This window comes from Neorhizobium vignae, assembly GCF_000732195.1.
In the GTDB taxonomy this organism is placed as follows: Bacteria; Pseudomonadota; Alphaproteobacteria; order Rhizobiales; family Rhizobiaceae; genus Neorhizobium; species Neorhizobium vignae.
Genome location: NZ_JNNU01000002.1, coordinates 861,496 through 885,227, shown reverse-complemented (window position 1 = coordinate 885,227; position 23,732 = coordinate 861,496). Strand labels below are relative to the sequence as shown.

19 protein-coding genes are annotated in these 23,732 nt (G+C 63.6%); 11 read left to right on the top strand and 8 right to left on the bottom strand.

Annotated elements, in window-relative coordinates; translation table 11 throughout:
* Positions 1 to 33: 33 nt before the first annotated feature.
* From GQ59_RS04410 to GQ59_RS04400, 3 genes are all read right to left on the bottom strand, one after another.
* The gene (locus tag GQ59_RS04410) at positions 34 to 2,346 is read right to left on the bottom strand and encodes a xanthine dehydrogenase family protein molybdopterin-binding subunit (protein WP_037078215.1); all 2,313 of its coding nucleotides are present in this window, start codon (positions 2,344 to 2,346) and stop codon (positions 34 to 36) included.
* 202 nt (positions 2,347 to 2,548) lie between these two features.
* Positions 2,549 to 3,544 carry an MDR family oxidoreductase gene (locus GQ59_RS04405; RefSeq protein WP_037077825.1) on the bottom strand — a complete coding sequence of 332 codons (996 nt, stop codon included), beginning with the start codon at positions 3,542 to 3,544 and terminating at the stop codon, positions 2,549 to 2,551.
* 32 nt (positions 3,545 to 3,576) lie between these two features.
* Complete coding sequence (locus GQ59_RS04400) at positions 3,577 to 4,335, bottom strand: FadR/GntR family transcriptional regulator (protein ID WP_037077819.1); 759 nt, start codon at positions 4,333 to 4,335, stop codon at positions 3,577 to 3,579.
* 203 nt (positions 4,336 to 4,538) lie between these two features.
* Here GQ59_RS04400 and GQ59_RS04395 point away from each other — a divergent pair, with 203 nt between their 5' ends.
* From GQ59_RS04395 to GQ59_RS04385, 3 genes are read left to right on the top strand one after another with little or no spacing between them, the layout of a single operon-like run.
* A complete protein-coding gene (locus GQ59_RS04395) occupies positions 4,539 to 5,951 on the top strand; it encodes an FAD-binding oxidoreductase (RefSeq protein WP_051903772.1) in 1,413 nt (470 codons plus the stop codon).
* Complete coding sequence (locus GQ59_RS04390; RefSeq protein WP_037077818.1) at positions 5,952 to 9,428, top strand: indolepyruvate ferredoxin oxidoreductase family protein; 3,477 nt, start codon at positions 5,952 to 5,954, stop codon at positions 9,426 to 9,428.
* A gap of 27 nt (positions 9,429 to 9,455) precedes the next feature.
* Positions 9,456 to 10,427, top strand: a complete 972-nt coding sequence (locus GQ59_RS04385) for a nucleoside hydrolase (protein ID WP_037077814.1) — start codon at positions 9,456 to 9,458, stop codon at positions 10,425 to 10,427.
* Positions 10,428 to 10,506: 79 nt separating this feature from the next.
* Here the strand turns inward: GQ59_RS04385 and GQ59_RS04380 are convergent, their stop codons facing one another.
* From GQ59_RS04380 to GQ59_RS04365, 4 genes are read right to left on the bottom strand one after another with little or no spacing between them, the layout of a single operon-like run.
* Entirely contained in the window at positions 10,507 to 12,612 is a 2,106-nt protein-coding gene (locus GQ59_RS04380; RefSeq protein WP_037077808.1) for an acetate--CoA ligase family protein, read from the bottom strand.
* Positions 12,613 to 12,622: 10 nt separating this feature from the next.
* Complete coding sequence (locus GQ59_RS04375; protein WP_037077807.1) at positions 12,623 to 13,447, bottom strand: enoyl-CoA hydratase/isomerase family protein; 825 nt, start codon at positions 13,445 to 13,447, stop codon at positions 12,623 to 12,625.
* A 23-nt stretch (positions 13,448 to 13,470) separates the two neighbouring features.
* The gene (locus tag GQ59_RS04370; RefSeq protein WP_037077806.1) at positions 13,471 to 14,400 is read right to left on the bottom strand and encodes a pseudouridine-5'-phosphate glycosidase; all 930 of its coding nucleotides are present in this window, start codon (positions 14,398 to 14,400) and stop codon (positions 13,471 to 13,473) included.
* A gap of 36 nt (positions 14,401 to 14,436) precedes the next feature.
* The gene (locus GQ59_RS04365) at positions 14,437 to 15,546 is read right to left on the bottom strand and encodes a carbohydrate kinase (protein WP_037077805.1); all 1,110 of its coding nucleotides are present in this window, start codon (positions 15,544 to 15,546) and stop codon (positions 14,437 to 14,439) included.
* Between the two features lie 116 nt (positions 15,547 to 15,662).
* On the opposite strand from GQ59_RS04365, the gene GQ59_RS04360 reads away from it, so the two are divergent.
* The 5 genes from GQ59_RS04360 to GQ59_RS04340 all read left to right on the top strand — a co-directional run bounded on the left by GQ59_RS04360 (position 15,663) and on the right by GQ59_RS04340 (position 20,536).
* Complete coding sequence (locus GQ59_RS04360; protein ID WP_037077804.1) at positions 15,663 to 16,637, top strand: isopenicillin N synthase family dioxygenase; 975 nt, start codon at positions 15,663 to 15,665, stop codon at positions 16,635 to 16,637.
* Positions 16,638 to 16,725: 88 nt separating this feature from the next.
* Positions 16,726 to 17,763 carry an ABC transporter substrate-binding protein gene (locus GQ59_RS04355; RefSeq protein WP_037077803.1) on the top strand — a complete coding sequence of 346 codons (1,038 nt, stop codon included), beginning with the start codon at positions 16,726 to 16,728 and terminating at the stop codon, positions 17,761 to 17,763.
* Between the two features lie 90 nt (positions 17,764 to 17,853).
* Positions 17,854 to 18,897 (top strand): ABC transporter ATP-binding protein, encoded by a 1,044-nt coding sequence (locus GQ59_RS04350; RefSeq protein WP_037077801.1) that lies wholly within the window; start codon positions 17,854 to 17,856, stop codon positions 18,895 to 18,897.
* Positions 18,894 to 19,751 (top strand): ABC transporter permease, encoded by an 858-nt coding sequence (locus GQ59_RS04345; RefSeq protein ID WP_037077799.1) that lies wholly within the window; start codon positions 18,894 to 18,896, stop codon positions 19,749 to 19,751. The genes GQ59_RS04350 and GQ59_RS04345 overlap by 4 nt, the downstream gene beginning before the upstream one ends.
* Positions 19,739 to 20,536, top strand: coding sequence for an ABC transporter permease (locus GQ59_RS04340; RefSeq protein WP_174459600.1), 798 nt, complete (start codon positions 19,739 to 19,741; stop codon positions 20,534 to 20,536). Before GQ59_RS04345 ends, GQ59_RS04340 begins: the two co-directional genes overlap by 13 nt.
* Here the strand turns inward: GQ59_RS04340 and GQ59_RS04335 are convergent.
* Positions 20,533 to 21,684 (bottom strand): DSD1 family PLP-dependent enzyme, encoded by a 1,152-nt coding sequence (locus GQ59_RS04335; protein ID WP_037077794.1) that lies wholly within the window; start codon positions 21,682 to 21,684, stop codon positions 20,533 to 20,535. The genes GQ59_RS04340 and GQ59_RS04335 overlap by 4 nt on opposite strands.
* Before the next feature lie 135 nt (positions 21,685 to 21,819).
* Between GQ59_RS04335 and GQ59_RS04330 the strand changes: the two genes are divergently transcribed.
* The 3 genes from GQ59_RS04330 (at position 21,820) to GQ59_RS04320 (ending at position 23,711) form a co-directional block, all read left to right on the top strand.
* Positions 21,820 to 22,431 carry a LysE family translocator gene (locus GQ59_RS04330; RefSeq protein WP_037077791.1) on the top strand — a complete coding sequence of 204 codons (612 nt, stop codon included), beginning with the start codon at positions 21,820 to 21,822 and terminating at the stop codon, positions 22,429 to 22,431.
* 90 nt (positions 22,432 to 22,521) lie between these two features.
* Entirely contained in the window at positions 22,522 to 22,887 is a 366-nt protein-coding gene (locus GQ59_RS04325; protein WP_037077788.1) for a nuclear transport factor 2 family protein, read from the top strand.
* Positions 22,884 to 23,711 (top strand): helix-turn-helix domain-containing protein, encoded by an 828-nt coding sequence (locus tag GQ59_RS04320; RefSeq protein WP_037077785.1) that lies wholly within the window; start codon positions 22,884 to 22,886, stop codon positions 23,709 to 23,711. The genes GQ59_RS04325 and GQ59_RS04320 overlap by 4 nt, the downstream gene beginning before the upstream one ends.
* The last annotated feature ends 21 nt before the right edge of the window (positions 23,712 to 23,732 follow it).

Below are 23,732 nucleotides of genomic sequence, written 5' to 3'. Positions count from 1 at the left end.
ATCCACTGATGGATGACCGGCGCTCGGGCAAACCTATCGAACGCCCTCGCTGGCCGCCTTCAGGGCCTCCCAAACCCTGTAAGGCGTTGCGGGCATATCGAAATCCTTGACGCCGGCGGACCGCAGCGCATCCAGGATGGCGTTCATCAACGTCGGTAGCGCTCCCGTCGTGCCGGCCTCGCCGCCGCCCTTGACGCCGAGCACATTGGTGGGCGAGGGCGTCGGCAGGTCGAAGAAACGCGGCGTCGGCATGAAATCGGCTCGCGGCATGAAATAATCCATGAAGCTCGCGGTCAGCATCTGGCCGCTGTCCCGGTCATAAACGATCTGCTCGCCGAAGACCTGGCCCGCGCCCTGGGCAAGACCGCCATGCATCTGGCCTTCGAGCAGCGTGTGGTTGATGACATGGCCGGCATCGTCGACGCCGATATAGGACGTGACTTTCGTGTCGCCGGTATTCGGGTCGATCTCCACTTCGGCGACATGCACGCCGCCGGGGAAATTGCGCTCCGGCTGGATCGACGCCAGCGTGTCGAGCGCGTTGCCATCCGGCGTGAGGTTGCGGGCGGCCAGCTCCAGAAGCGAGATAGACATGTTGGTGCCGGCCACCCTGTAGTGGCCGTCATCGAATTCTATGTCGGTTTCGGAGGCTTCCAGCGCCTCGGCGGCGAGCTTCAGGCCCTTCTTCACCACTTCGCGGGAGGTGATGGTCAAGGACGCGCCGTGCGAGGCCATCGTGCGCGACCCCATCGTGCCCGCACCCTTGAGCTTGTGAGGCGCGTGGACGCTGTTGGCGCGCAGGTTGATCAGGTTCTCGTCGATGCCGAGTTCCCTGGCGACCAGTCGGGGGAGCACCGTTTCGTGGCCCTGGCCGGCGGAACCGGACAGCGTATAGAGCGTCAGCGTGCCGTCCTCCTCGAAGCGGATCTCGGTTTCCTCCGGCATATGGCCGCCGCCGGACGGCTCGATGAAGACGCCCAGGCCGATGCCGCGCAGATTGCCGCGTTTTTCGGACTCTTTCCGTCGGGCTTCGAAACCTCTCCAATCGGAGATCGATACGGCCTCTTCCAGCATCGCGACATAGCCGCCGCTGTCGTAGACGGTGGTCGGCGTCGTGTAGGGATAGGCATCGTCGGGGATCAGGTTCTTCCGGCGGATCTCGATCCGGTCCATACCGAGATCGGTGGCGGCCTGATCGACCAGCCGCTCGATGAAATAATTGATGTCCGGACGGCCGGCGCCACGATAGGCGGCGATCGGCGAGGTATTGGTGAAGGCGAGGCGGTTGAGCCCGAAGACGGCGGGAATGCGGTAACATCCCGTGCCGGTCAACATCGGGTTCAGCACGTTGATCAAGGCTCCGGCCGGCGAATGGTAGGCGCCGAGATCGCAGACGACGTTCATTCGGATGCCGAGAAATTCGCCGGCTTCGCTGAGCGCCATCTCACCGGTGAACCGGACTGCGCGGCCGTGATAATCGGCGAGGAAGCTTTCGGTGCGGCTGGCGGTCCAGCGCACCGGCCGACAGAGTTTCTTTGCGGCGAGCATGATTGCCGCATATTCGGGATAGGGTGCGCCACGGATGCCGAAGCTGCCGCCGACATCGCCCATGTGATGCCGCACCTTTTCCGGCGGATGGCCCGTGAAGCGGGCAAGACCGTCGCCAAGGCCCGTGCCCTGGCTGGCGGAATAGACGTCGAAGACGTCCGTCTCGGCGTCGTATGCCGCCATGAAGGATTTGAGTTCGAGGGGGTTGGCGGCGACGCGCTGCGACTCGACCGTCAGCGTCGAGATATGCGCGGCCTTGGCGAAGGCTTCATCGGCTGTCGCCTTGTCGCCGAAACTGTGCAGGAAGACGAGATTACCCGGCACATCGTCGAAAAGCTGCGGCGCGCCGTCCTCCAGCGCAGCCTCGGGGTCGATGATCGCCGGCAGGTCCTCGTAGTCGATCGCGATCAACTCGGCTGCATCGGCAGCCGCCTCGGCACTGTCGGCCACGACTATCGCAACAGGTTCGCCGACGAAACGGACGCGGTCGGTCGACAGAGCATAACGTTGTGGTGCCTTGATCTTCATGCCGTCGACGCCGGGGAAGGAGACCAGCGGGCCTGGGGCGATCAGGTTCGCTTCGAGCGCATCCCTGCCGGTCAGCACGATATGGACGCCCGGTGCTGCGAGGGCTGCCTCGACATCGATCGAAACAATGCGTGCGTGCGGTTGATCGGCTCTCAAGAATGCGGCGTAAAGCTGGTTATCCAGCACCTTGTCGGCGGTATATGCGCCCTGGCCGGTAATAAGCCTCATATCCTCGCGACGACCGGTGAAGGCCGTATGATCATTGCTCAAGAACATTCTCCCACGTCAGGCGATTTTCTGCCGGAGCTATCTCTAGCGCCTCTATGCCGTGAATGGAAAGCCGCCCCTGATCGATCTGCGTGGACGTAGTGATCATGAGGCGATGCGGTAAAAAGCTAGGGAAGTGTGTCGGGCGGAGGGGCAGTCTTGCCCGGCGTCTGATCGCTTGAGCCGCCAGGCAGAATGCCGTTTTCTACTTCGTCACGTCGATCACCACCCGGCCGCGGATCTTACCGGCAACAATATCCTCTGCAAGCTGCGGCAGGTTGGACATCGGTTCGGTCGTGGTGATCTCCGCCAGCTTGGCGGGATCGAGATCGCGGGCGAGCCGCGCCCATGCCGACAGCCGCTGTTCGCGGGTGGCGATGACGCTGTCGACGCCGATCAGCGTGACGGCGCGCAGGATATGCGGCAGCACGGTTCCCGGAAGATCTGCCCCGCCGGCGAGGCCGCAGGCGGCGATGGCGCAGCCGCGCATCGTCTGGGAGAGCGCATTGACGAGGGTGGTCGAGCCGACGCTGTCGATGCCGCCGGTCCAGCGTTCCTTCTGCAGCGGGCCGCCCTTTTCGGCAAGCACGGCGCGGTCGATGAAATTGGTGGCGCCGAGCGAGGCGAGGTAGTCGTGGGTTTCCGGCCGTCCGGTAGATGCGGTGACGTTGTAGCCGCGGGCCGCCAGCAGCGCGATTGCCACCGAGCCGACGCCGCCGGCCGCACCGGTGACCAGCACTTCGCCTTCACCCGGCTTGATCGATCCCCATTTCTCCAGCGCATCGACGCAGAGCGCTGCGGTATAACCCGCCGTGCCGATCGCCATCGCCTGTTCCATCGAGAAGGCGTCGGGCAGGCGGATGAGCCATTCCGGCTTGACGCGCTGGTAGCGGCCAAAGGCACCCCATTCGGTTTCGGACAAGCCCCAGCCGTTCAGCACCACCTTGTCGCCGGCCTTCCATTCGGGGGAGCGGGATTCGACCACGGTGCCGGAGAGGTCGATGCCGCCGATCATCGGCATGCGCCGGGCGATGCGGCCCTTGCCAGTGATCGCCAGTCCGTCCTTGTAGTTCAATGTCGAATAGGCGATCTCGACCAGCACGTCGTTGTCGGGAAGCTCGGCGATCGAGATTTCTCTGAAGGCGCCTTTCGGCTTGCCGTCGACGGCATCGATCACCATGGCGGTGAAGGTCTCGGTCATGTCTCTCTCCCGATATCCCGGTGTGATTGAATTTAGGCGGAGGCCTGCACGGCGGTATCGCGCTTGGCGCGCGCGTCGAGCACGGCGGAATAGCTTTCGCGCACGTAGGCGAGCAGCCGGGCCAGCGCATCGGCAGCCTTGGCATCCTCGCGGCTGCGTACCGCATCGACGATTTCCTGGTGCAGCGAGGCGACGTGGCGGCGCTCGCGTACCCGGAAGACGATCATGTTGGTGATCGGAATGAAGGCCTCGATGACGGTGTACATCATCAGCTTCAACGGGCCGTTGCCGGTCGAGTCCACCAGTGCCCTATGAAAGCGGACGTCCGAAGCGCAGAAATCCTCGTCGCTGATCGCCTCGTCAAGCTGCACCGCGATCTCCGCTTCCATCGCTGCGAGGTCGGTTTCGCTGCGATTTGCGGCAGACAACCGGCAGCAGACAGCCTCTGTCTCAAGCCTGGCGGTGATGATCTCTTCGATGTCGAAGGCGCCGATGCCGACAAGCAGGGTGGCGGCGCCGGTGATCGCCTTGGACAGGCCCTCCGGATCCGGCCGCTTGACGAAATTGCCACCGGTCGGTCCGCGTTTGGAGTGGATGAGATTCTGTGCGGCGAGGCGCTTCAGGGCCTCGCGCACCGTCGGGCGGGAAATGCCGAAGCTTCGGGCAAGTTCTTCCTCGGTCGGCAGGCGCTCGTCGATCTTCAGCCGGCCGTCCATTATCGCGGAACGGATATTGTCCGATACCTGTCTGGCGATGCCCGTACGGACGACCTCGTCGTATTTGAGGATCATGTCACCCTTCCCATGGTTCCTGCCATAGTGATGCCACGGGCAAGGCAAAAAGGCTACTGCTTTTTAAATATAGGTTTGACAAATAGGGGAATGGGAATAACCTCGCCCCCCAACAAGCAAGGGGAACGAGAGAATGGGCGCAATCGCATTCGGCCGAGCCGGGGCGCAGAGCTGTGGCGCAGGTTTTGCGGGGGAGGAAGCCTTTGTCCTCTGACCGCGTGACCCGTCTTGTCGCCAGTCTCGAAAGCAGGCTGGATGCCGCTGCGATCCTCACCGGCGATGCGATTTCGGATGGGTATGCTGCGGATGCGACTGCTCGCGGCGCGCGGCCGGCCGCCGTCCTGCGCCCGCGCAATACCGAAGACGTTTCCGCCATTCTTTCCGCAGCCAATGAACTGCGCCAGCCGGTTGTCGTGCAGGGCGGACGTACCGGGCTTTCCGGCTCCTCCCGGCCCATCGAGGGGGAGGTCTCCATCTCGCTCGAACGGATGAACGGCGTCGAGTCGATCGACGTCGCGGCCCAGACGATGATCGTCAAAGCGGGCACGCCGCTGCAGGTCGTGCAGGAGGCGGCGAGCGATGTCGGCCTGTTCTTCGGCGTCGATATCGGTGCACGCGGCACGGCCACGGTCGGCGGCAATATCGGCACCAATGCCGGCGGCATCCGGGTTCTGCGTTACGGCATGTACCGGGCGCAGGTCATGGGTCTGGAAGCGGTGCTGCCGGACGGGACGATCCTCTCCTCGCTCAAGGGCCTGCCGAAGGACAATTCCGGCTACGATCTCAATCCGCTGTTCATCGGCACCGAGGGCACGATCGGCGTCATCACCCGCGCCTGCCTCAAGCTGCATCCAAAACCGCGGGTCGAGCGCAACGCCTTCCTGGCGCTGCCGTCGCTGAAGGCGGCGCAGGAATTGCTGGCGAAGCTCCGGGTCGAGCTGTCCGGTCTGCTCTCCGCCTTCGAGGCGATCTTTCCGAATGTCTATGAAGGCGCCGTCGATTATATGGGCATCCGCCCGCCGGTCGAAAAAGGGGCCGGCATGTATGCCATGGTCGAGATCCAGGGCCAGGCGCCGGATCAGGACAACGAGCGTTTCGAAGCGGCCCTTGCCGCGGCGTTGGAAGACGGACTTGCGACCGACGTGGTGCTCTCCAATTCGCTGCGCGAGTTCAACGGGCTCTGGGGCATCCGCGACGGCATCAACGACTATCTGTTCGGTACCGGCGTGATGATCGGCTTCGATATTTCCGTGCCGCTTTCCCGCATGCAGGAATTCCTCGACAAGGCCGCACTCGCCGTCGACGAGATCGATCCGGAGGCGCGGACCTATATCTTCGGGCATCTGGGTGACGGCAACCTGCATTACTGCATGTTCAGCCATCACGAGAAAAAGATCGCCGAGGCGATTTTTTCCGGCATCGAGGCGGTCGGCGGTGGTGTTTCCGCCGAGCACGGTATCGGGACCGACAAGGTGAAGTATCTGAAATATGCCCGCAGCGAGGCCGAGATCGCCACCATGCGCCGGCTGAAATCCGCATTCGATCCGAACTATATTCTCAATCGCGGCCGGGTCTTCGAGGCGCCGGTGTCCGTGCAGCAGGTGGGCCAGGCCTAGATGTCGATCCATCCCGCGCCGGATACGGCTCCCTCGGATAGCAAGGTCAGCCTCGACGACCGTTATACGCTGGAAAAAGGTCGCATCCTGGTGTCGGGCACCCAGGCTCTGGTGCGCCTGCCGATGATTCAGCGTCAGCGAGACCTGGCGCGAGGCCTGAATACGGCCGGTTACGTTTCCGGATACCGCGGTTCCCCGCTCGCTGGCTTCGACCGAGAGATGGCGCGTGCGAAAAAGTTTCTCGATGCAGCCCATGTGAAATTCCATCCGGGCCTCAACGAGGACATGGCTGCGACCGCCGTCTGGGGCACGCAGCAGACCGGCATGTTCCAGGGCGTGCGTTACGACGGCGTGTTCGGCATGTGGTACGGCAAGGGGCCGGGCGTCGACCGCAGCATGGACGTGATCCGCCATGCCAATGCGATTGGCACCAACCCGAACGGCGGCGTGCTGCTGCTGGTCGGCGACGATCATGGCGCGGTATCCTCCACCCTGCCGCACCAGAGCGAGCACAACCTGATCTCGGCCATGGTGCCGCTGCTGTCGCCGGCCGGCGTCGGCGAATATATCGAATACGGCCTGCTCGGTTATGCGATGAGCCGCTATTCCGGTGCCTGGATAGGCTTCAAATGCCAGACCGAGATCGTCGAATGTTCGGCGACCGTCGATCTCGATCCGGACAAACCGCAGATCGTCATCCCGGACGAGACCTTCGCGCCGGACGGCCTCTCGCTGCGCTGGCCGGACGGGCCGCATGCGATGGAACTGCGGCTCGAGCGCAAGATGCTCGCCGTGCAGGCTTTTGCCCGCGCCAACCGGCTGGATCGCGCCATCTGGGGAAGCACGGGCCGCGCCCGGCTCGGCATCGTCTCGACCGGCAAATCCTGGCTCGATCTTTTAGGCGCTCTGGCGCTGCTCGGCATCGACGAAGCCCGTGCCGCAGAACTCGGCATCGCGCTCTACAAGGTCGGGATGGTCTGGCCGCTGGAGCCGCAAGGGATCGCGGATTTCGCTTCCCGTGTCGACGAACTGCTCGTGGTTGAGGAAAAACGCTCGATCCTTGAAGACCAGATCAAGGCACAGCTTTTCAACCTGCCCACCGAGCGGCGTCCGCGCGTGTTCGGCAAGGCCGGCGAGAGTGGTTCGACCCTGCTGCAGGCGATCGGCGAGATCGGTACGCTCTCGGTCGCCAAGGCCATCCTCTCTCGGCTCGGCACGCTCGACGACGCGTTGCAGGCCAGGGCGCGTTTCGTGGAGGAAATGTCGATCGCCATGGGCGTCGAGGCGACTGCCCTGAAGCGCGAGGCCTATTTCTGCTCCGGCTGTCCGCACAGCGTCTCGACCCGACTGCCGGAAGGAAGCCGTGCCTCGACCGGCATCGGCTGCCACATGATGATCATCGGCAACGAGGACCGCAACACCTCGACCTTCACCCAGATGGGCGGCGAGGGCGGTGCCTGGATCGGCCTGTCGCCCTTCACCGACGAGAAGCATATCTTCGTCAATATGGGCGACGGCACCTATTTCCATTCGGGCCTGCTTGCCATCCGCGCCGGGATCGCGGCCAAGGTCAACGCCACCTACAAGATCCTCTATAACGACGCCGTCGCCATGACCGGCGGCCAGAAGCATGACGGCGACGTCACTGTGCCGGGTATCGTCGGCCAGATGCTGGCCGAAGGTGCGGCGCGCGTCGTCGTGGTCGCCGAGCGGCCGGAGGTCTGGCAGGGCAATCTGCCGCGCGAAGTGTCCATCCATCACCGCGACGAGCTTGACGCGGTGCAGCGCGAACTGCGCGAAATCCCCGGCGTCACTGTGCTGGTCTACGACCAGGTCTGCGCCGCGGAAAAACGCCGTCGGCGGAAACGCGGCGCCTATCCGGTCTCCGACAAGCGCGCCTTCATCAACGAACTGGTCTGCGAAGGCTGCGGCGACTGTTCCGCCGTCTCCAACTGCATCTCGATCGAGCCGCAGGAGACCGAATTCGGCCGCAAGCGCCGTATCAACCAGTCGAGCTGCAATACCGATCTGTCCTGCATCAAGGGCTTCTGTCCGAGCTTCGTCACCGTCGAGGGCGGCAGCATCCGCAAGCCGGCGGCGAAGTCGAAATCGGTGAAGACGGACGACCTGCCGTTGCCGGTTTTCACCGCGACCTTCGAGACGCCCTACAGCATGCTGCTTGCCGGCATCGGCGGTACCGGCGTCATCACCGTCAGCGCCATCCTGGCCCAGGCGGCCCTTCTCGACGGGCTGGCCTTGGTGACGCTCGACCAGACCGGCCTTGCCCAAAAGAACGGCTCGGTTGTGTCGCATATCCGGCTGGCGACGGACCCCGCGTTGATCAACGCGGTGCGGGTCGGTCCCGGCGAGAGCGACCTCGTGCTCGGCTTCGATATCGTCGTCGCCGCGCAGAAGAATTCGCTCGCTTCGTTCGCAAAGAACAAGACGCGGGCTGTTATCGACGACCATTTTGCGCCGACCGCTTCCTTCGTGAAGGATACGACGATCGATTTCCGGCAGGAGGCGACGCTGAAATCGCTGCGCCGCGCCGCCGGAGACGATGCCGTCGAGACGGTTCCCGCAACCGACATGGCAACCGCGCTGCTGGGCGACGCGATTGCCGCCAACATGTTCCTGCTCGGTCATGCGTGGCAGCGTGGGCTGGTGCCGATCAGCCTTGCCGCCATCGACAAGGCGATCGAGCTCAATGGCACCGGCATCGCCATGAACCGCGCCGCCTTCGGCTGGGGCCGTCGTGCTGCCGTGGACTTGGTCTCCGTAACCCGTGAGGCAGGGCTTACCAAGAGCGAACCGAAGGCCGAGACGCTGGACGAGATCGTCGCCCGCCGTGTCGGCTTCCTGACCGCTTACCAGAACGCCGCCTATGCGGCGCGCTATACCGGTCTCGTGGATATCGCGAAATCGGCCGAGATGCGTTTGCGCGGCGTGACCGGATTTGCCGAAGCGGTGGCGAAGAACGCCTTCAAGCTGATGGCCTACAAGGACGAGTATGAAGTCGCCCGGCTGCATCGCGACCGGAGTTTTGAACAGAAGCTCGCCGAGCAGTTCGAAGGCGATTTCAGGATCAGGCATCACCTCGCGCCGCCGATGATCGCCAAGATCGACCAGCGCACCGGCCATCCGGCGAAGATCGCCTTTGGCGCATGGATACGCTCCGCGTTCGGGGTGCTTGAAAAGCTGAAATTCCTGCGCGGCACGCCCTTCGATCCTTTCGGCCGCACGGGCGAGCGGCGGATGGAGCGGCAGCTCATCGCGGATTATTTCGATCTCGTGACCGAGCTTTCGGCCGGGGTCGATATCGGCAATCATGCGCTTGCCGTCGAGCTTGCCGGGCTGCCGGACATGGTTCGCGGCTTCGGCCATGTGAAGCTCGCATCCGTCGAGCGTTTCGAAAAGCGTAAAACCGATCTCGTTGCGAAATGGCGGGCGAGGGAGCCGCTCACCCATGTCGCGTAACCGTTACCGTATCCGAGAGTGACCAGCATGGCAGAGAAGATCATCATCGATACCGACCCCGGCCAGGACGACGCGCTGGCCATCCTGCTGGCGCTCGCAAGTCCGGAAATCGAGGTTCTGGGGATCGTCGCCGCCGCCGGCAACGTGCCACTGTCGCTGACGACGAAGAACATCCGCAAGATCTGCGAGCTGGCCGGCCGCCCCGACATCAAGGTGTTTGCCGGCTGCAGCCAGCCGATGACGGGACCGCTCGTCACCGCCGAACATGTGCATGGCGCGACCGGCCTCGACGGCGCCGATCTTCCCGAGCCGACCATGCCGCTTCAGGAACAGCATGGCGTCGATTTCATCATCGAGACACTCACCGCCGAACCGGCCGGCACGGTGACCGTCTGCACGCTCGGGCCGCTCACCGATCTCGGCAAGGCTTTGACACGGGTTCCCGAGATCGCGGGCCGTATCAAAAAGATCGTGCTGATGGGCGGGGGGCTGTTCGAGGGCGGCAACATCACGCCGGCCGCGGAATTCAACATCTATGTCGATCCTCAGGCGGCAGCCGTCGTGTTCGGCTCCGGCGTGCCGATCGTGATGATGCCGCTCGACGTCACCCACAAGACGCTGACGACCCGCGCCCGCGTCGCCGCGGTCCAGGCGATCGGCACGCCGCTCTCCGATGCGGTGGTCGGCTGGCTCGATTATTTCGAGCGCTTCGACGTGGCAAAATACGGCAGCGACGGCGGGCCGCTGCACGATCCGAACGTGATCGCCTATCTCCTGAAGCCGGAGCTTTATTCCGGTCGGCTCTGCAATGTGGAGATCGAAACGGAGTCCGAACTCACCAAGGGCATGACCGTCGCCGACTGGTGGGGTGTGTCCGGCCGGCCGAAGAACGCGATGTTCATGCGCGACGTCGATGCGGACGGTTTTTATGCGCTGCTGACCGAGCGGCTGTCATGGTTCGGCCGGGCGGAGGCTAACCCGAAGCTGCGGCTGGTGTAGCACTTCACCCTCATTCCTGTGCTTTTCACAGGAATGAGGGTGTGGAGCGTCGTTGCCGATAGTGAGCGCCAGCTCACCGTCACGGCATCTTCCGCGGAATGATCAATGCATCGAGAATGCGCACGCCCTTGCCTTCCGGAAGGACTGCGACCGGGTTCAGATCGATCGCCTCTATATCGTCGCCGTATCGGGCTGCAAAGTCCGATACCTTGACCAGCAGTTCGGCGAGCGCCTTTCGATCCGCCTTCTGCGCGCCGCGATAGCCTTCCAGCAGCGATGCCAGTTTCGTGTCGCCGATCATCGCGTCGGCGCGGGCGAGGTCGATGGACACGAGGTCGAAGGCGCTGTCCTTTACCAGTTCCACCAGCACGCCGCCGATGCCGACGACGAGGCCGAAACCGAAGGGTTCGTGGCGGACAAGGCCGACCAGTACCTCGATTCCGCCCGTGACCATTTCCTGCACCGAGACGCCGCGCAGCGCGGCGTCGGGAGCATAGGCGCGGGCGTTTGCCATGATCGCATCGAAGGCGGTGCGGGCTTGCACTTCCGACGCGATGCCGAGCTTTACGCCGCCGGCTTCGGTCTTGTGCGGGATATCGGGCGACTCGATCTTCATGACCACCGGGAAGCCAAGCTGCTTTGCAGCTTCGGCGGCCGCATCGGCGCTGGTGACGAGTTGTTCCCTGGGGACCGGCAGTCCTTCCACGGCGAGCAGTTGTTTGGCTTCGCACTCGGTCAAAGCACCCGCGGGAAGGGCTTTCTTTATCGCCGCCACTTTGCCGGGCCAGGAGACGGCGTGGCTCCGGGTGATCAGGCTGCGAACGGCCGTCAGCGCGCTTTTCGTGCCGCGCAGCACCGGCACGTTCGAAAGCCTCGCCTCGACATCCGGGTGATGGCCGGAGGAGAGGTTGCTCATGAACACGACCGGCACGTTGCCCGTTACAGCATACTCGGAAACCGCTTCGGCGATGCCGAGATATTCCGAGGCGCAGAAATCGTCGAGGCCGGCGGGTGCGTCCTGCGTTGCAACGATGAGGCCGATCGACGGATCGTCGGCGAGCGCGTGCAGGACATCGCGATAGATCCCGCCGTCGGCGAAGACGGCGCCGGTCGTATCGAGCGGGTTCTGGGGTGTAGCGAAGGGCGGCAGTAGCGCCTTTACCCGGGCACCCGTTTCAGGCTGCAGGTCGGGCAGCCAAAGGCCGACGTCGTCGGCAATATCGGAGACATGCGCCACGCCGCCGCCGGAGACGCCGACGATCGCGACGCCCGGCTTGGCGGGCCTGTCTTTCAGCGTCAGGCAAAGCGTCACCGTTTCCATGAAGCCGTCCATGTCGGGCACTTCGATGATGCCGACCCGGCGGAAGAAGGCACGGTAGGCGTCGTTGCTGCCGGCGAGCGAACCGGTATGGGCGGCGGTCGCCTGGGCGCCGCGGGTCGAGCGGCCGGCGCGGAGGGCGATCACCGGCTTGTTGGCCGCATGCATCTTCTCCATCGCGGCCGCCAGTTTTTCCGGTTCGCGGATGGCCTCGAGGACGATGCCGACGGCGCTGGTATCTTCATCTGTTGCGAGGAAATCGAGGTAGTCCGGAATGTCGGTCGCGGCGCTGTTGCCGGAGGAGACGATGTGGCTGAGGCCGAACCGGCCGGTATTGCCGAGCGCGATGGCGCTGGCGCCGGAATGGGAGAGGATCGCGAAGCGGCCCTTCTGGAGATTGGTCGAGAGGCTGGAGGAATAGAGTGCGGCGCCCGAGCCGAGATTGAAGAGGCCGAGGCAGTTCGGGCCACAGATCGCCATGCCGTAGCGCTCGGTGATCTCGACCAGTTGTCGCTGCCGCTCACGGCCGGCTTCGTCCAGTTCGGCAAAACCGGAGGCCAGCACGACCGCCGCCTTGACGCCGGTACTTCCGGCCTCTTCAAGGGCCGCGATCACCTTGTCGGCGGCGATACCGATCACGGCCACATCGGGCAGATGGGTCAGTGCCGAGAGGGAGGGCGAGGCGGGAAGTCCGAAGATCGTCCCGGCCTTCGGATGCACCGGAATGATGTGCCCCTGATAGCCGAAGCGCATCAGGTTCTTCATCACGTAGCTGGAGGAGGCGTCGGCGCGCTCGGTGGCGCCGACGACTGCAATGGAGCGCGGCGCCATGAGAGCCTGCATCGCCTCAGGCGTGTTGGCCGTCATGGCCTGGGCCTCAGTCGAGGCCCTTGAAGGGATCGTCACGGAAGGCGAGGTATTCCTTCAGCGACATCTTGGCGAGGTTCGCCATCCACTCGCGGCCCTGCCGGGTGACGTGAAGAGCGGCAATCGCCTCGATATTGTACTGGAAGGATGGCAGGAGGCCGGCGACCATCTGCTGGTTGTTGATCGAGGCCTTGGTGTATCTCAGTGCCGGAACCGGCATGCGGGCCAGCTTGCGGGCAAGGTTCTCGGTCTTTTCCTTGAGCTGGTCGGCCGGCACCACCTTGTTGATCAGGTGCATGCGCAGCGCCTCCTCTGCATCCACCATGTCGCCGGTGAACATCAGCCAGCGCACGTCGCGGGTGGCGAGCAGCCAGGGCATCATCAGTGCCGGCGGGCCGGAATTGTGGCGCACTTCCGGTTCGCCGAATTTGGCGTTGTCGGCGGCAATCGCCAGATCGCAGCACATCATCAGTTCCAGCGCGCCGGCGAGAGCATAGCCGTTCACCGAGGCGATGACCGGGATCGGGGCGCGCCAGATGTTGAGCAGCGCCTCGGCATTTTCCGACATGTCCTCGCGCCAGAAATCGATATCGACATCGAAATCGCCGCCCTGCAGGTCGTAACCGGAGGAGAAGGCGCGCCCGGTGCCGGTGATGACGAGCGCATTGACGTCGGGGTCTGCGACGGCTGTGGCAACCGCGGCGTCGATCTCGCGGATCACCGTCTTGTTCATCGCGTTCATCTTGTCGGGACGATTGATGGTGATCGTCGCGAACTTGTCGGTGGCGTCCTTCTCGTACAGGATCGTCTCGTAGCCGTTCATTTGCTGGTTCATGGGCAGTTCCCCTTGTTCTTGAACTATTTGCCGGCCTTCTTCAGCGCCGCATAGGCGACGGCCATCTTCGCGGCGAGCCGCGCATTGTTCCTCACCAGCTCGATATTGGCCTTCAGGCTCTCGCCCTTGGACAGCTCGTTGATGCGGGCGAGCAGGAAGGGCGTCAGCTCCTTGCGGCCAATGCCGCGTTCCTCCGCCTCCCGCACCGCGTCGGATATCGTGCCGTCGATGAAATCGGGGGTGAGGGCTGCTGCCTCCGGGATCGGGTTGGCGATCATCAGGCCGGTGCCGGTGCCGAGCTGGTGGTGCAGGAACATCGCCCTGGCGATCTCCTCCGGCGTGTCGAGCCGGTGGTCAGCCTTGAAGCCGCTCTTGCGCGTGAAGAAGGCCGGGAAATCGTCGGTGCCATAAGCGATCACCGGCACGCGCTGGGTTTCGAGATATTCCAGCGTCTTGGCGATATCGAGGATGGATTTCACGCCGGCGCAGACGACGGCGGTCTTGGTGCGGCCCAGTTCGGTCAGGTCGGCGGAGATGTCGAAGGTCTGTTCGGCGCCGCGATGGACGCCGCCGACGCCGCCAGTGGCGAAAATGTCGATGCCGGCGAGATCGGCCATCAGCATGGTGGCGGAAACCGTGGTGCCGGCCGACTGGCCGCGCACCATGGCGACGGCGAGGTCGCGGCCGGAGGCTTTTACGACGCCCTTCGCCTGGGCGAGTTCTTCCAGTTCGCTGTGTTCGAGGCCGACGCGCAACTCGCCGTTGACGACGGCGATGGTTGCCGGGATCGCGCCGTTCTCGCGGATCACCGCCTCGACGCCGAGGGCCGTTTCGAGATTGGCCGGGTACGGCATGCCGTGGGTGATGATGGTCGATTCCAGCGCCACGACCGGGCCGCCGGATGCGAGTGTTTCGGCCACTTCGCGGCTCAGCTTCGGTTTGATGAGGGCCATTTCGGTATTCCTTAGATCGTTTCGAGCGGCCGGAAATTAGCCAGCCAGTCGGTGCATATTGGCTTCCAGGAAGCGTTCGGACAGTTCCGTATGGACGCTCGCGGTGCTTTCGGTGGTCAGGGTGCCGAGCAGCGCGCCGGTGCGGGCCGCAGTGTAGGTATCTTCGCCATGCAGGATCCGGTGCAGCGTTCCGGCGATCATAGCATCTCCGGCGCCGGTGATGTCGATTGGCCTGGCATGCACGGCCGGGAAGGTACGGGCGCCTTCGGTGCCGGCAACCGCGATGCCGCGCGGACCCATGGTGACGACCGCCTCGCGCGCACCGGCCGCCTGCAGGGCAAGTGCCGCCTCTCTGGCGTCGTCGATCGTTTCGTGCGCCTTGCGTCCGAGGACCGCGTTCGCCTCGTCGATGTTCATGAACAGGAGGTCGATGCCGGTGAGATCCCTCGGCAGGCGCGCGGCCTTGGGCGTCGAGACGGCGTCAATAGCCAGCCGGAAGCGGGCGCCCTGGCGTTTGGCGATCAGAGCGGAAAGCGTTTCGGCCGGCAGGTTGCAGTCGGAAAACACCCAGCTTGCGGCGGCGAGATGCGGCCAGATGCGCTCGATATGGCTCGGCAGCAGCAGGTCGAAAATGCTCATGTCGGCAATGCCGAGGACGAGGTCGCCCTTGGTGTCGAGGATGGCGGCATATTCCGCCGTCGGGCGCTCGGTGGTGGTGATGATCTGGCTGACGTCGATGCCGCGGTCGCGCATGTGCTTCACCACCGCCCGGCCGCCTTCGTCGTCACCGACGATCGACACGAAACTGGTCGTGGTGCCGAGAAGTGCAAGGTTTTCCGCGACGTTGCGGGCAACGCCGCCGAGGCTGCGCACGCCGTCGACCGGGTTCGAAGTCTCGAAGACGAATTCCTGCTTGGCGCGGTATTTGCGGTCGAGCACGGCGCCGCCGATGCAGACGGCGCGGGTCTCGGCGGGCATCACGTAACCGCGGCCGAGGATGTAACCCTTCTGCATCAACTGGACGATATGGGCGGCGACCGTGGAGCGCGCCAGCCCGAGCATGGTGGCGATCTCCTGCTGGCCCGCGAACGGGTTGTCCTTGATGATTGCCAGGACGGCCGCTTCCTGTGGCGCAAGGTCATCCATGTTCAGTCGATCGTCCTTGAGGCGAGAACCACGTTGCAACTTCGTTAATTTTGTTATGGACAACAACAGATGTTTTTGTCAACATCTGTTTGTCAGACGTAAATTGGAGGAAGGCCATGCCCGTTTCGAGCGCCAACCCTGTGTCATCCAATGGTGCCGTTCCCAGCATCCCAGTCATCGACGTGGGCTCCTTCATCCGCAACGAAGCCGGCGCCGCTGGCGTCGTCAAAGCCATCGAGACGGCCTGCCGCGATACCGGGTTCTTCCTCGTCACCGGCCACGGCGTTTCGCCGGAGGTGACGTCGAGGCTCTACAATCTCGCCCGCGCCTTTTTCGATTACCCGCAGGACTGGAAGAAGACTCAGGGCCGCGGCACCGGCGTTCCGGGCGGCGTAGCCTTTTCGCCGATCGCCGAGGAGGCGCTTGCCGCGACGCTCGGCATCAAGACGCCCGGCGATTACAAGGAAAGCCTCAACTTCGGCCAGAACCTTCCTGGCGATACCTGGCCGGACCGCCCGGAGGGGCTGGAACAGGCGTTCCGCGACTATTTCAAGGAAATGGAAATCCTCGCCAGGTACATGCGCCGGATCTTCTGCCAGGCGATCGGGCTCGATCAGGACTATTTCGAACCTTCCTTCGAAAACCATCTCTCGGCACTGCGCGTCATCAATTATCCGGAGCAGGACGAATCGCCGCTGCCGGGCCAGATGCGCGCCGGCGTCCACACCGATTACGGCTTCATGACCATTCTGCGCTCGGAGGCTTCGGCCGGTGGATTGCAGGTGCGCAACCGCAATGGCGACTGGCTGGATGCCCCGTCGATCGACGGCGCCTATGTGATCAACATCGCCGACGCCTTCATGCGCTGGACGAATGACGAATGGGTCTCGACACCGCACCGCGTCGCCAATCCGCCCACCGGCTTCAAGGGCACGGCGCGCCGCCAGTCGATCCCGTTCTTCCTCAATCCGTCCAAGGATACGGTGATCGAGTGCCTGGCCCCGTTCGTAGAGGGCGGGGCGAAATATGAACCGATCACCTATGGCGAATATATCGACCTGAAGACGAAGCAGGCTTTTTCGAAGGGCTGATGACCGACTGAACTCGACTGAACTCGTGCGCAGAAGCGGAACACCGCCGGCACATATCGATCAAAGATCGCAACAAGGGGAACTGGACATGATGGATTTGACAAGGCGGCAAGCGCTTGCCGGAATGAGTGCGCTGACTGCTGCCGGACTTTTCGGCCTTCCGGCGCGGGCTCAAGCGAAGACGCTGGTCGTACCGACGCTCGGCGGCGTATGGGAACAGTATTGGCGCTCGACCGTCGGTCCCGCCTTCACCAAGCAGACCGGCGTCGCCGTGACGCTCGATGTCGGCAACGGCCGCGTCTGGGGCGCCAACCTGCGGGCGGCGGGGGCCGCCAAGCCTCCCTATTCGATGGTGATGACCAACGAGGTCTTCGCCTCGGGCCTGCGCAAGGAAGGTTTCTTCGAGAAGCTCGACCTCACCAAGCTGCCGAACTACGCCGACCTCTATCCGCTCGCCAAGAAGACCGACGGCTGGGGCGCTATCGGCGCCGTTTCGCCGATCGGCATCGGCTACCGCACGGACCTGGTGAAGACCAAGCCGAAGTCCTGGAAGGATCTCTGGAACAACCCGGAATTCAAGGGCAAGATCGGCCTCTACAACTTCGCCAACAGCGCCGGCAAGATGGAACTGCTGCTGTTCTCGAAGATCTTCGGCAAGGACCAGTATGACGTCGATGCCGGTTTCGCCGCTCTCCAGAAGCTCGGCTCGGTGATCCAGGTGGACTTCAACATGTCGACCGGCCTGGCCTCCGGCGAGATCGTCGTCGCACCGTTCGACTTCGGCGAAATCGCCCGTCTTCGCCGCCAGGGCCTGCCGGTCGACTGTGTGATCCCGGAAGAGGGGATGTTCATGTTCGACCAGACCATCAACATCCTCGCCAATGGCCCGGAAAAGGAGCTGGCTTATCAATACGCCAACTTCCTGCTCTCGCCGGAAGTGCAGGGGATGATGATGAAGGAGTTCTTCATCTCGCCAACCAATTCCAAGGTGATCGTGCCGGCCGATCTTAAGGTCGACGTGCCGGTTTCCGGTGCCGACATGGACAAAATCCTCACCTGGGACTGGAACTTCGTCAACGAAAAGCAGGGCGAGCTCGCCGAACGCTGGGCGAAGACCATCAAGTGATTTCCCCCGCTGCGATCATGGTCTGCCTTCAAAAGCAGATCATGATCGGCTTTTTTCGGGTCAGGCACTTCAATTGGAAAGTGGAATTTCATGACAGAGGTTAGCATCGAAAAGCTGACCAAGGACTACGGGCAGGGTCCTGCGGTCAACAGCATTTCGATCAGGATAGCTGAGGGCGAGTTCATCTCGCTGCTCGGGCCGTCCGGTTGCGGCAAGACGACGACGCTGAAGATGATTGCCGGTTTCGAGGACGCGACCGCAGGGGCGATCCGCTTCGACGGCCGCGACGTCGTGCATGTGCCGGTCGAAAAGCGCGATATCGGCATGGTCTTCCAGAACTATGCGCTCTTCCCGCATATGACGGTCGAAAAGAACCTCGCCTTCGGGCTGGAGATGCGGAAAATTCCGAAGGACGAGATCCGCACCCGCATCGCCAAGGTGCTAGATATGGTGCAGCTCACCGGTTATTCGGAGCGCTATCCGCGCCAGCTTTCCGGCGGCCAGCAGCAGCGCGTGGCGCTTGCGCGGGCGCTCGTCATCGAGCCGAAAATTCTACTGCTCGACGAGCCGCTCGCCAATCTCGACGCCAAGCTGCGCGAGGAGATGCGGGTCTTCATTCGCGATCTGCAACGCCGGGTCGGGATTACCACAGTCTACGTCACCCACGATCAGGCCGAGGCAATGACCATGTCCGACCGGGTCGTGGTGATGTTCGGCGGCCGGATCGCCCAGATCGGCACGCCATCGGAGATCTACGAGCGGCCCGCCAATCTGGAAGTGGCCGAGTTCGTCGGGCAGGTGAACATCATCCGCGGCAAGGTCGGCAATCGCATCGTTTCGACCGCCTTCGGCGATGTGCCGGTCAGCGGAGATTTTGCCGACGGGGCCGAGCTGATGCTGGCTCTGCGCCCGGAAGCGCTCGAACTGCTGCCGATCCATTCGGGTGCGACCGGCGCGCCGGCAAAGGTTCTCTCCAGCTATTATTCCGGCAGTCTCGTCGATTACCGGTTGGAGCTTGCGGGCGGTGCTGTCGTCAACGTTCAGACGTTCCCGCGCACGCGGTTTGCCGATGGCGACCAGGTGCTGGTGCATGCACCCGCCGAACGCTTCTGGCCGCTAGGGACCGTGGCATGAATGTCCCGTCCAGGAAAAGGCTCGGACCGCTGCTGCTGATCGCACCCGCCGCGATCCTGCTCGGCGTCTTCCTCGTGTTGCCCTATCTCAATATCGTCGTCATGAGCTTCCGTATGCCCGGGCAGGGCACGCCCTATGGGCCGGGCTTCACGCTTGGCAATTACGGCAAGTTCTTCTCGGACTTCTTCTACGTCCAGCAGGTGATCAACACGCTGTGGATCGGCTTCCTGACGACCTTCATCTGCCTGGTTCTCGGCTATCCCGTCGCCTGGCAACTGGCGCGCGGGGCCTCCACCTTCCGCGCGCTGGGTTATGCGCTGGTGCTTTCGCCTCTGCTCGTCGGCATCGTCATCCGCAGCTATGGCTGGACGATCCTGCTCGGCAATAACGGCATCATCAATCGCACGCTGACCGGCTGGGGGCTGATCGATGGGCCGCTGCCGCTGATGTATAACGCGCTCGGCATCATCATCGCACTGGTGCATGTCTTCCTGCCCTTCATGATCCTGCCAATCATGAGCGCTATCCAGGGCATAGATCCATCGCTCGAGGCCGCCGCCCGTTCGCTGGGAGCATCGAAGGTCACGTCGTTCCGGCGCATCACCCTGCCGCTGTCGCTGCCGGGCATCCAGGCCGGCTGCATCCTCGTCTTCGTCCTGTCGCTCAGCGCCTATGTGACGCCGTCGCTGATCGGCGGCCTGCGCGTAAAAACCATGGCGGTGACGGTGGTGGATGCGTTGATCGATACGTTCCAGTGGCCGTTCGGTTCGGCGCTGGCGCTGATGCTGTCGGTGACCGGGGCGATCTTCGTCGTCATCTTCGGGCGGCTGACCGTCATGAAATGGAAGGCATAGAGATGTCGAAACCGTTCTTCACCGTCTATTGCCTGATCATCTACGCATTCCTGCTGGCGCCGATCGCGGTCGTGGTGATCGCCTCGTTCAATGCCGGCGCCTTCCTGACCTTCCCGCCGCAGGGGCTTTCGTTCCGCTGGTACCTCGTCTTCTTCAACAACGAGGTGTTCATGCGGGCGATCCGCACCTCGCTGTGGATCGCGGCGATGACCACGGTGATCTCCGGCATCATCGGCACGATGGCGGCGATGTTCTACGTAACCCATGCCGGCAAGTTGAAGGAAACGGTGCGGGTCGCCATGCTGGCGCCGCTGCTCTTGCCGGAAGTGCTGACCGCGATCTCGCTGCTGTTCTTCGTCTATTCGGTCGGCCTCGGCACGCAGAACCTGGTCGGCATGATCGTCGGCCATGTGCTGATCACGCTGCCCTTCGTGTTCATCAATGTCTCGGCCTCGATGGAAAGCTATGATCCGGCCTGGAGCCTTGCGGCGCAGAGCCTCGGGGCCGGGCGGTTCACCCGGTTCCGGCGGATCATGCTGCCGCTGATCAAGCCGGGCGTCATCGGCGGCTGCCTGTTTGCGTTCATCATCTCGTTCGACGTCTTTACCATTTCCTTCATGCTGAAGGGCGTCGGCATGTCGACGCTGCCGATCCAGCTGTTCGACTACCTGCGCACCAATTTTACGCCGGAAGCGGCGGCCGTCTCGACTTGCTCGATCGTGCTGACGATGGCGGTGGTGGTCATCTCGGAAAAGGTGCTCGGCCTGCGTATTCACCGGTTCTAGTAGAGCTTGCCGCGGGCGGAGACCGGCCAGAGCGCCTCGACGCGGCCGTTGCGAACACAGACATACCAGTCGTAGAGATTGCAGGTCGGGTCGCAATGGCCGGGCACAAGCGCCAGCCGGTCGTTGAGCTTCAGCGTATCCTGCAGGTCCTCGATCTTGCCGTGCTCGTCCGATGCGCTGACGAACTTGAGATCGGGGCGTTTGAAGACCGTCGGCAGGCCGCTGTCGATCGCGTGCGCCTTGAGGCCCGCGTCGCAGATGGCGCGGCCGGAGGCAGGCTTGCTCATGATCGAGGTCAGCACGAAGAGCGCATGTTCGAAGCCGCCGACCGTGCCGTTGCCCTCCGTCGCGCGGACGCGGGCGTAGTCGGCATCCATGAAGATATAGGAGCCAGGCTGGATTTCGTTGTAGAGGCCGGATGCGCCTTCGAGATTGTGGGTGCCGGTCCCCGCGCCGGTGATGATCTTCGGTTCCAGCCCCGCGTCGCGCAGCAGCTCGGCCGTTTCCCGCGCCATGCCGATCGCCTTGTCGATGGCGGCGCGGCGCTCGGCCGGATCGTAGATATGTTGGGCGCTGCCGTGATAGGCCTGGATACCGACGAAGGCGAGGTTCGGCGCGGCGGCGACCGTTTTTGCGAGTTCGACGGCTAGTGCGCCGGGCAGCACGCCGCAGCGGCGGGCGCCGCAATCGATTTCCACCAGCACGTCGAGCGTCACGCCATGCCGGCTGGCCGCTTCGGAAAGCGTTGAAACGACTGCCGGATCGTCAATGCACACGGTGACATGGGCGCTCTTCGCAAGCCGAGCCAGCCGGTCGATCTTCTTCGGATCGGCGACCTCGTTGGCGACAAACACGTCGGTGACGCCGCCGCGCACCAGCGCTTCCGCTTCAGACACTTTCTGGCAGCAGATGCCGACGGCGCCGCCGTTTGCCATCTGGTAAAGCGCGACATCCGCCGACTTGTGGGTCTTGGCATGCGGGCGCAGGCGCACACCCATCGCCTCGGCATGAGTTTTCATCCGCTCGACATTCCGCTCGAAGGCATCGAGATCGATGATCAACGCCGGCGTCTGGATGTCGGCCAGCATGTCGCCGACGGCGGCTGGCACGTCATAGCCGATGTCGAGGTCTTTGGGAGAAGAGGTCATGAGATCCGGTCCGCAATGAGATGGCGCGACGATAGGTTCCTGGGTCTCTCCAGGCAATCGCCGGCCTGCAATTTCGTTCAAGATCGGGGCGGGGATCTTCGGTAGCCATGGGGAAACCCCTCGAAAGGATCACCCATGAGCCCGGAATTCCTGATCACTTCCCTCATCGTCGTCGCGTCGCCGGGCACCGGTGTGCTGATCACGCTCGCCGCGGGCCTGTCGCGTGGCGCGCGGGTGAGCGTTGTCGCTGCCTTCGGCTGCACGCTGGGTATTCTGCCGCACATGATCGCGGCAGTCTCGGGCCTCGCCGCTCTGCTGCATGCCAGCGCCCTGGCCTTCGAAATCATCAAATATCTCGGCGTCGCCTACCTGCTGGTCATGGCCTGGCAGGTGTTGAAAGAGAAAGGCGCACTGACCGTCGAGACGGACAGGAGACCGAAATCCGCATGGCAGGTCATAGTCTCCGCGATCCTTGCCAATGCGCTCAACCCGAAACTGTCGATCTTCTTTTTCGCCTTCCTGCCGCAGTTCGTCCGCCAGGACGAGGCCGCGCCCGTTCTGCGCATGACCGAGCTCAGCCTCGTCTTCATGCTGATGACCTTCGTCGTCTTCGTCGTATACGGCCTGTTTGCCGCCTCGGTGCGAAACCACGTGATCTCCCGGCCGAATATTCTTGCCTGGATGCGCCGTATCTTCGCCGGTGCCTTCGTGGTGCTCGGTGCGCGGCTTGCGCTTTCGGCGCGATAGATATTACCTTCCGCGTAATTGAGACGATGCAGCCGCTCCGGCATGGTCGCCCTGCTTGCAACGAGCAGGGCGATCTCAAGGAGAAAAGACATGACCGATGCGAACACCAAAGCCGAACGTTATCTCGCCATCTGGAACGAGACGGATGCCGTTCGCCGCAAGGCGATGATCGCCGAGACCTGGGCGGAAGACGGGCTTTATATCGATCCGCTGATGCGCGGCGAAGGCCATGAGGGCGTCGACCGGCTGGTCGAAGGCGTCCAGGCGCGGTTTCCGGGCTTCCGCTTCACGCTGATCGGCACGGCCGACGGCTATGACGACAATCTGCGCTTCTCCTGGGGGCTCGGCCCCGTGGACGGCGAGGCGCCGATCAAGGGCACGGATTTCGCCGTCCTGGAACACGGCCGCCTGAAGTTGGTCTACGGTTTCCTTGACCAGGTCCCGGCTGCCGCATGACGGCCCTTGCACCCGCCCGCCCCCTCGGCGATTACTTGCGCGATTGGCGCCGCCGCCGGCGCATGAGCCAGCTCGACCTGGCGCTCGAGGCCGATATCTCGCAACGCCATCTGAGTTTCATCGAAAGCGGGCGGGCGGCTCCCAGCCGGGACATGCTCCTGCATCTCGCGGAGCGACTCGAAGTGCCGCTCCGCGAGCGCAACCCGATGCTGCTCGCTGCCGGTTTTGCGCCGGTCTTTGCCGAGCGCAAGCTCGACGATCCGGCCCTTCAGCCGGCGCGCCGGGCGATCGACATGGTGCTGAAAGGTCATGAGCCGTTCCCGGCGCTCGCGGTCGACCGGCACTGGACATTGGTGGCCGCAAATGCCGCAGTGGCACCTTTGCTTGTTGATGTCGCCGACCGGGCGCTGATCGAGGGGACGGTCAACGTCCTGCGGCTCAGCCTGCATCCGCAGGGCCTTGCGCCTCACATTGCCAATCTCGGCGAATGGCGCAACCACCTGCTTGAACGGCTGCACCAGCAGATTGCCGCGACGGGTGACGGTGTCCTTCAGAAACTGCTGGACGAACTTTCGGGCTATCCGATGCCGAAAGGGGCGTCGAAATCGGCGCCAAAGCATGATTATGCGGGCATCGTCGTGCCGATGGAATTGCGGACGGAGGCAGGGCTTCTGTCCTTCATCTCGACCACGACGGTTTTCGGCACGCCGGTCGACGTGACGCTGTCGGAACTGGCGGTCGAATCCTTCTTTCCCGCCAATGACGAAACGGCCCGGCTTCTGCGCCAGATGGCAGAGGCCGGGCCGTCGAAGAGCGACAGTTAGACAGTCAGGACCGCGTTCGGA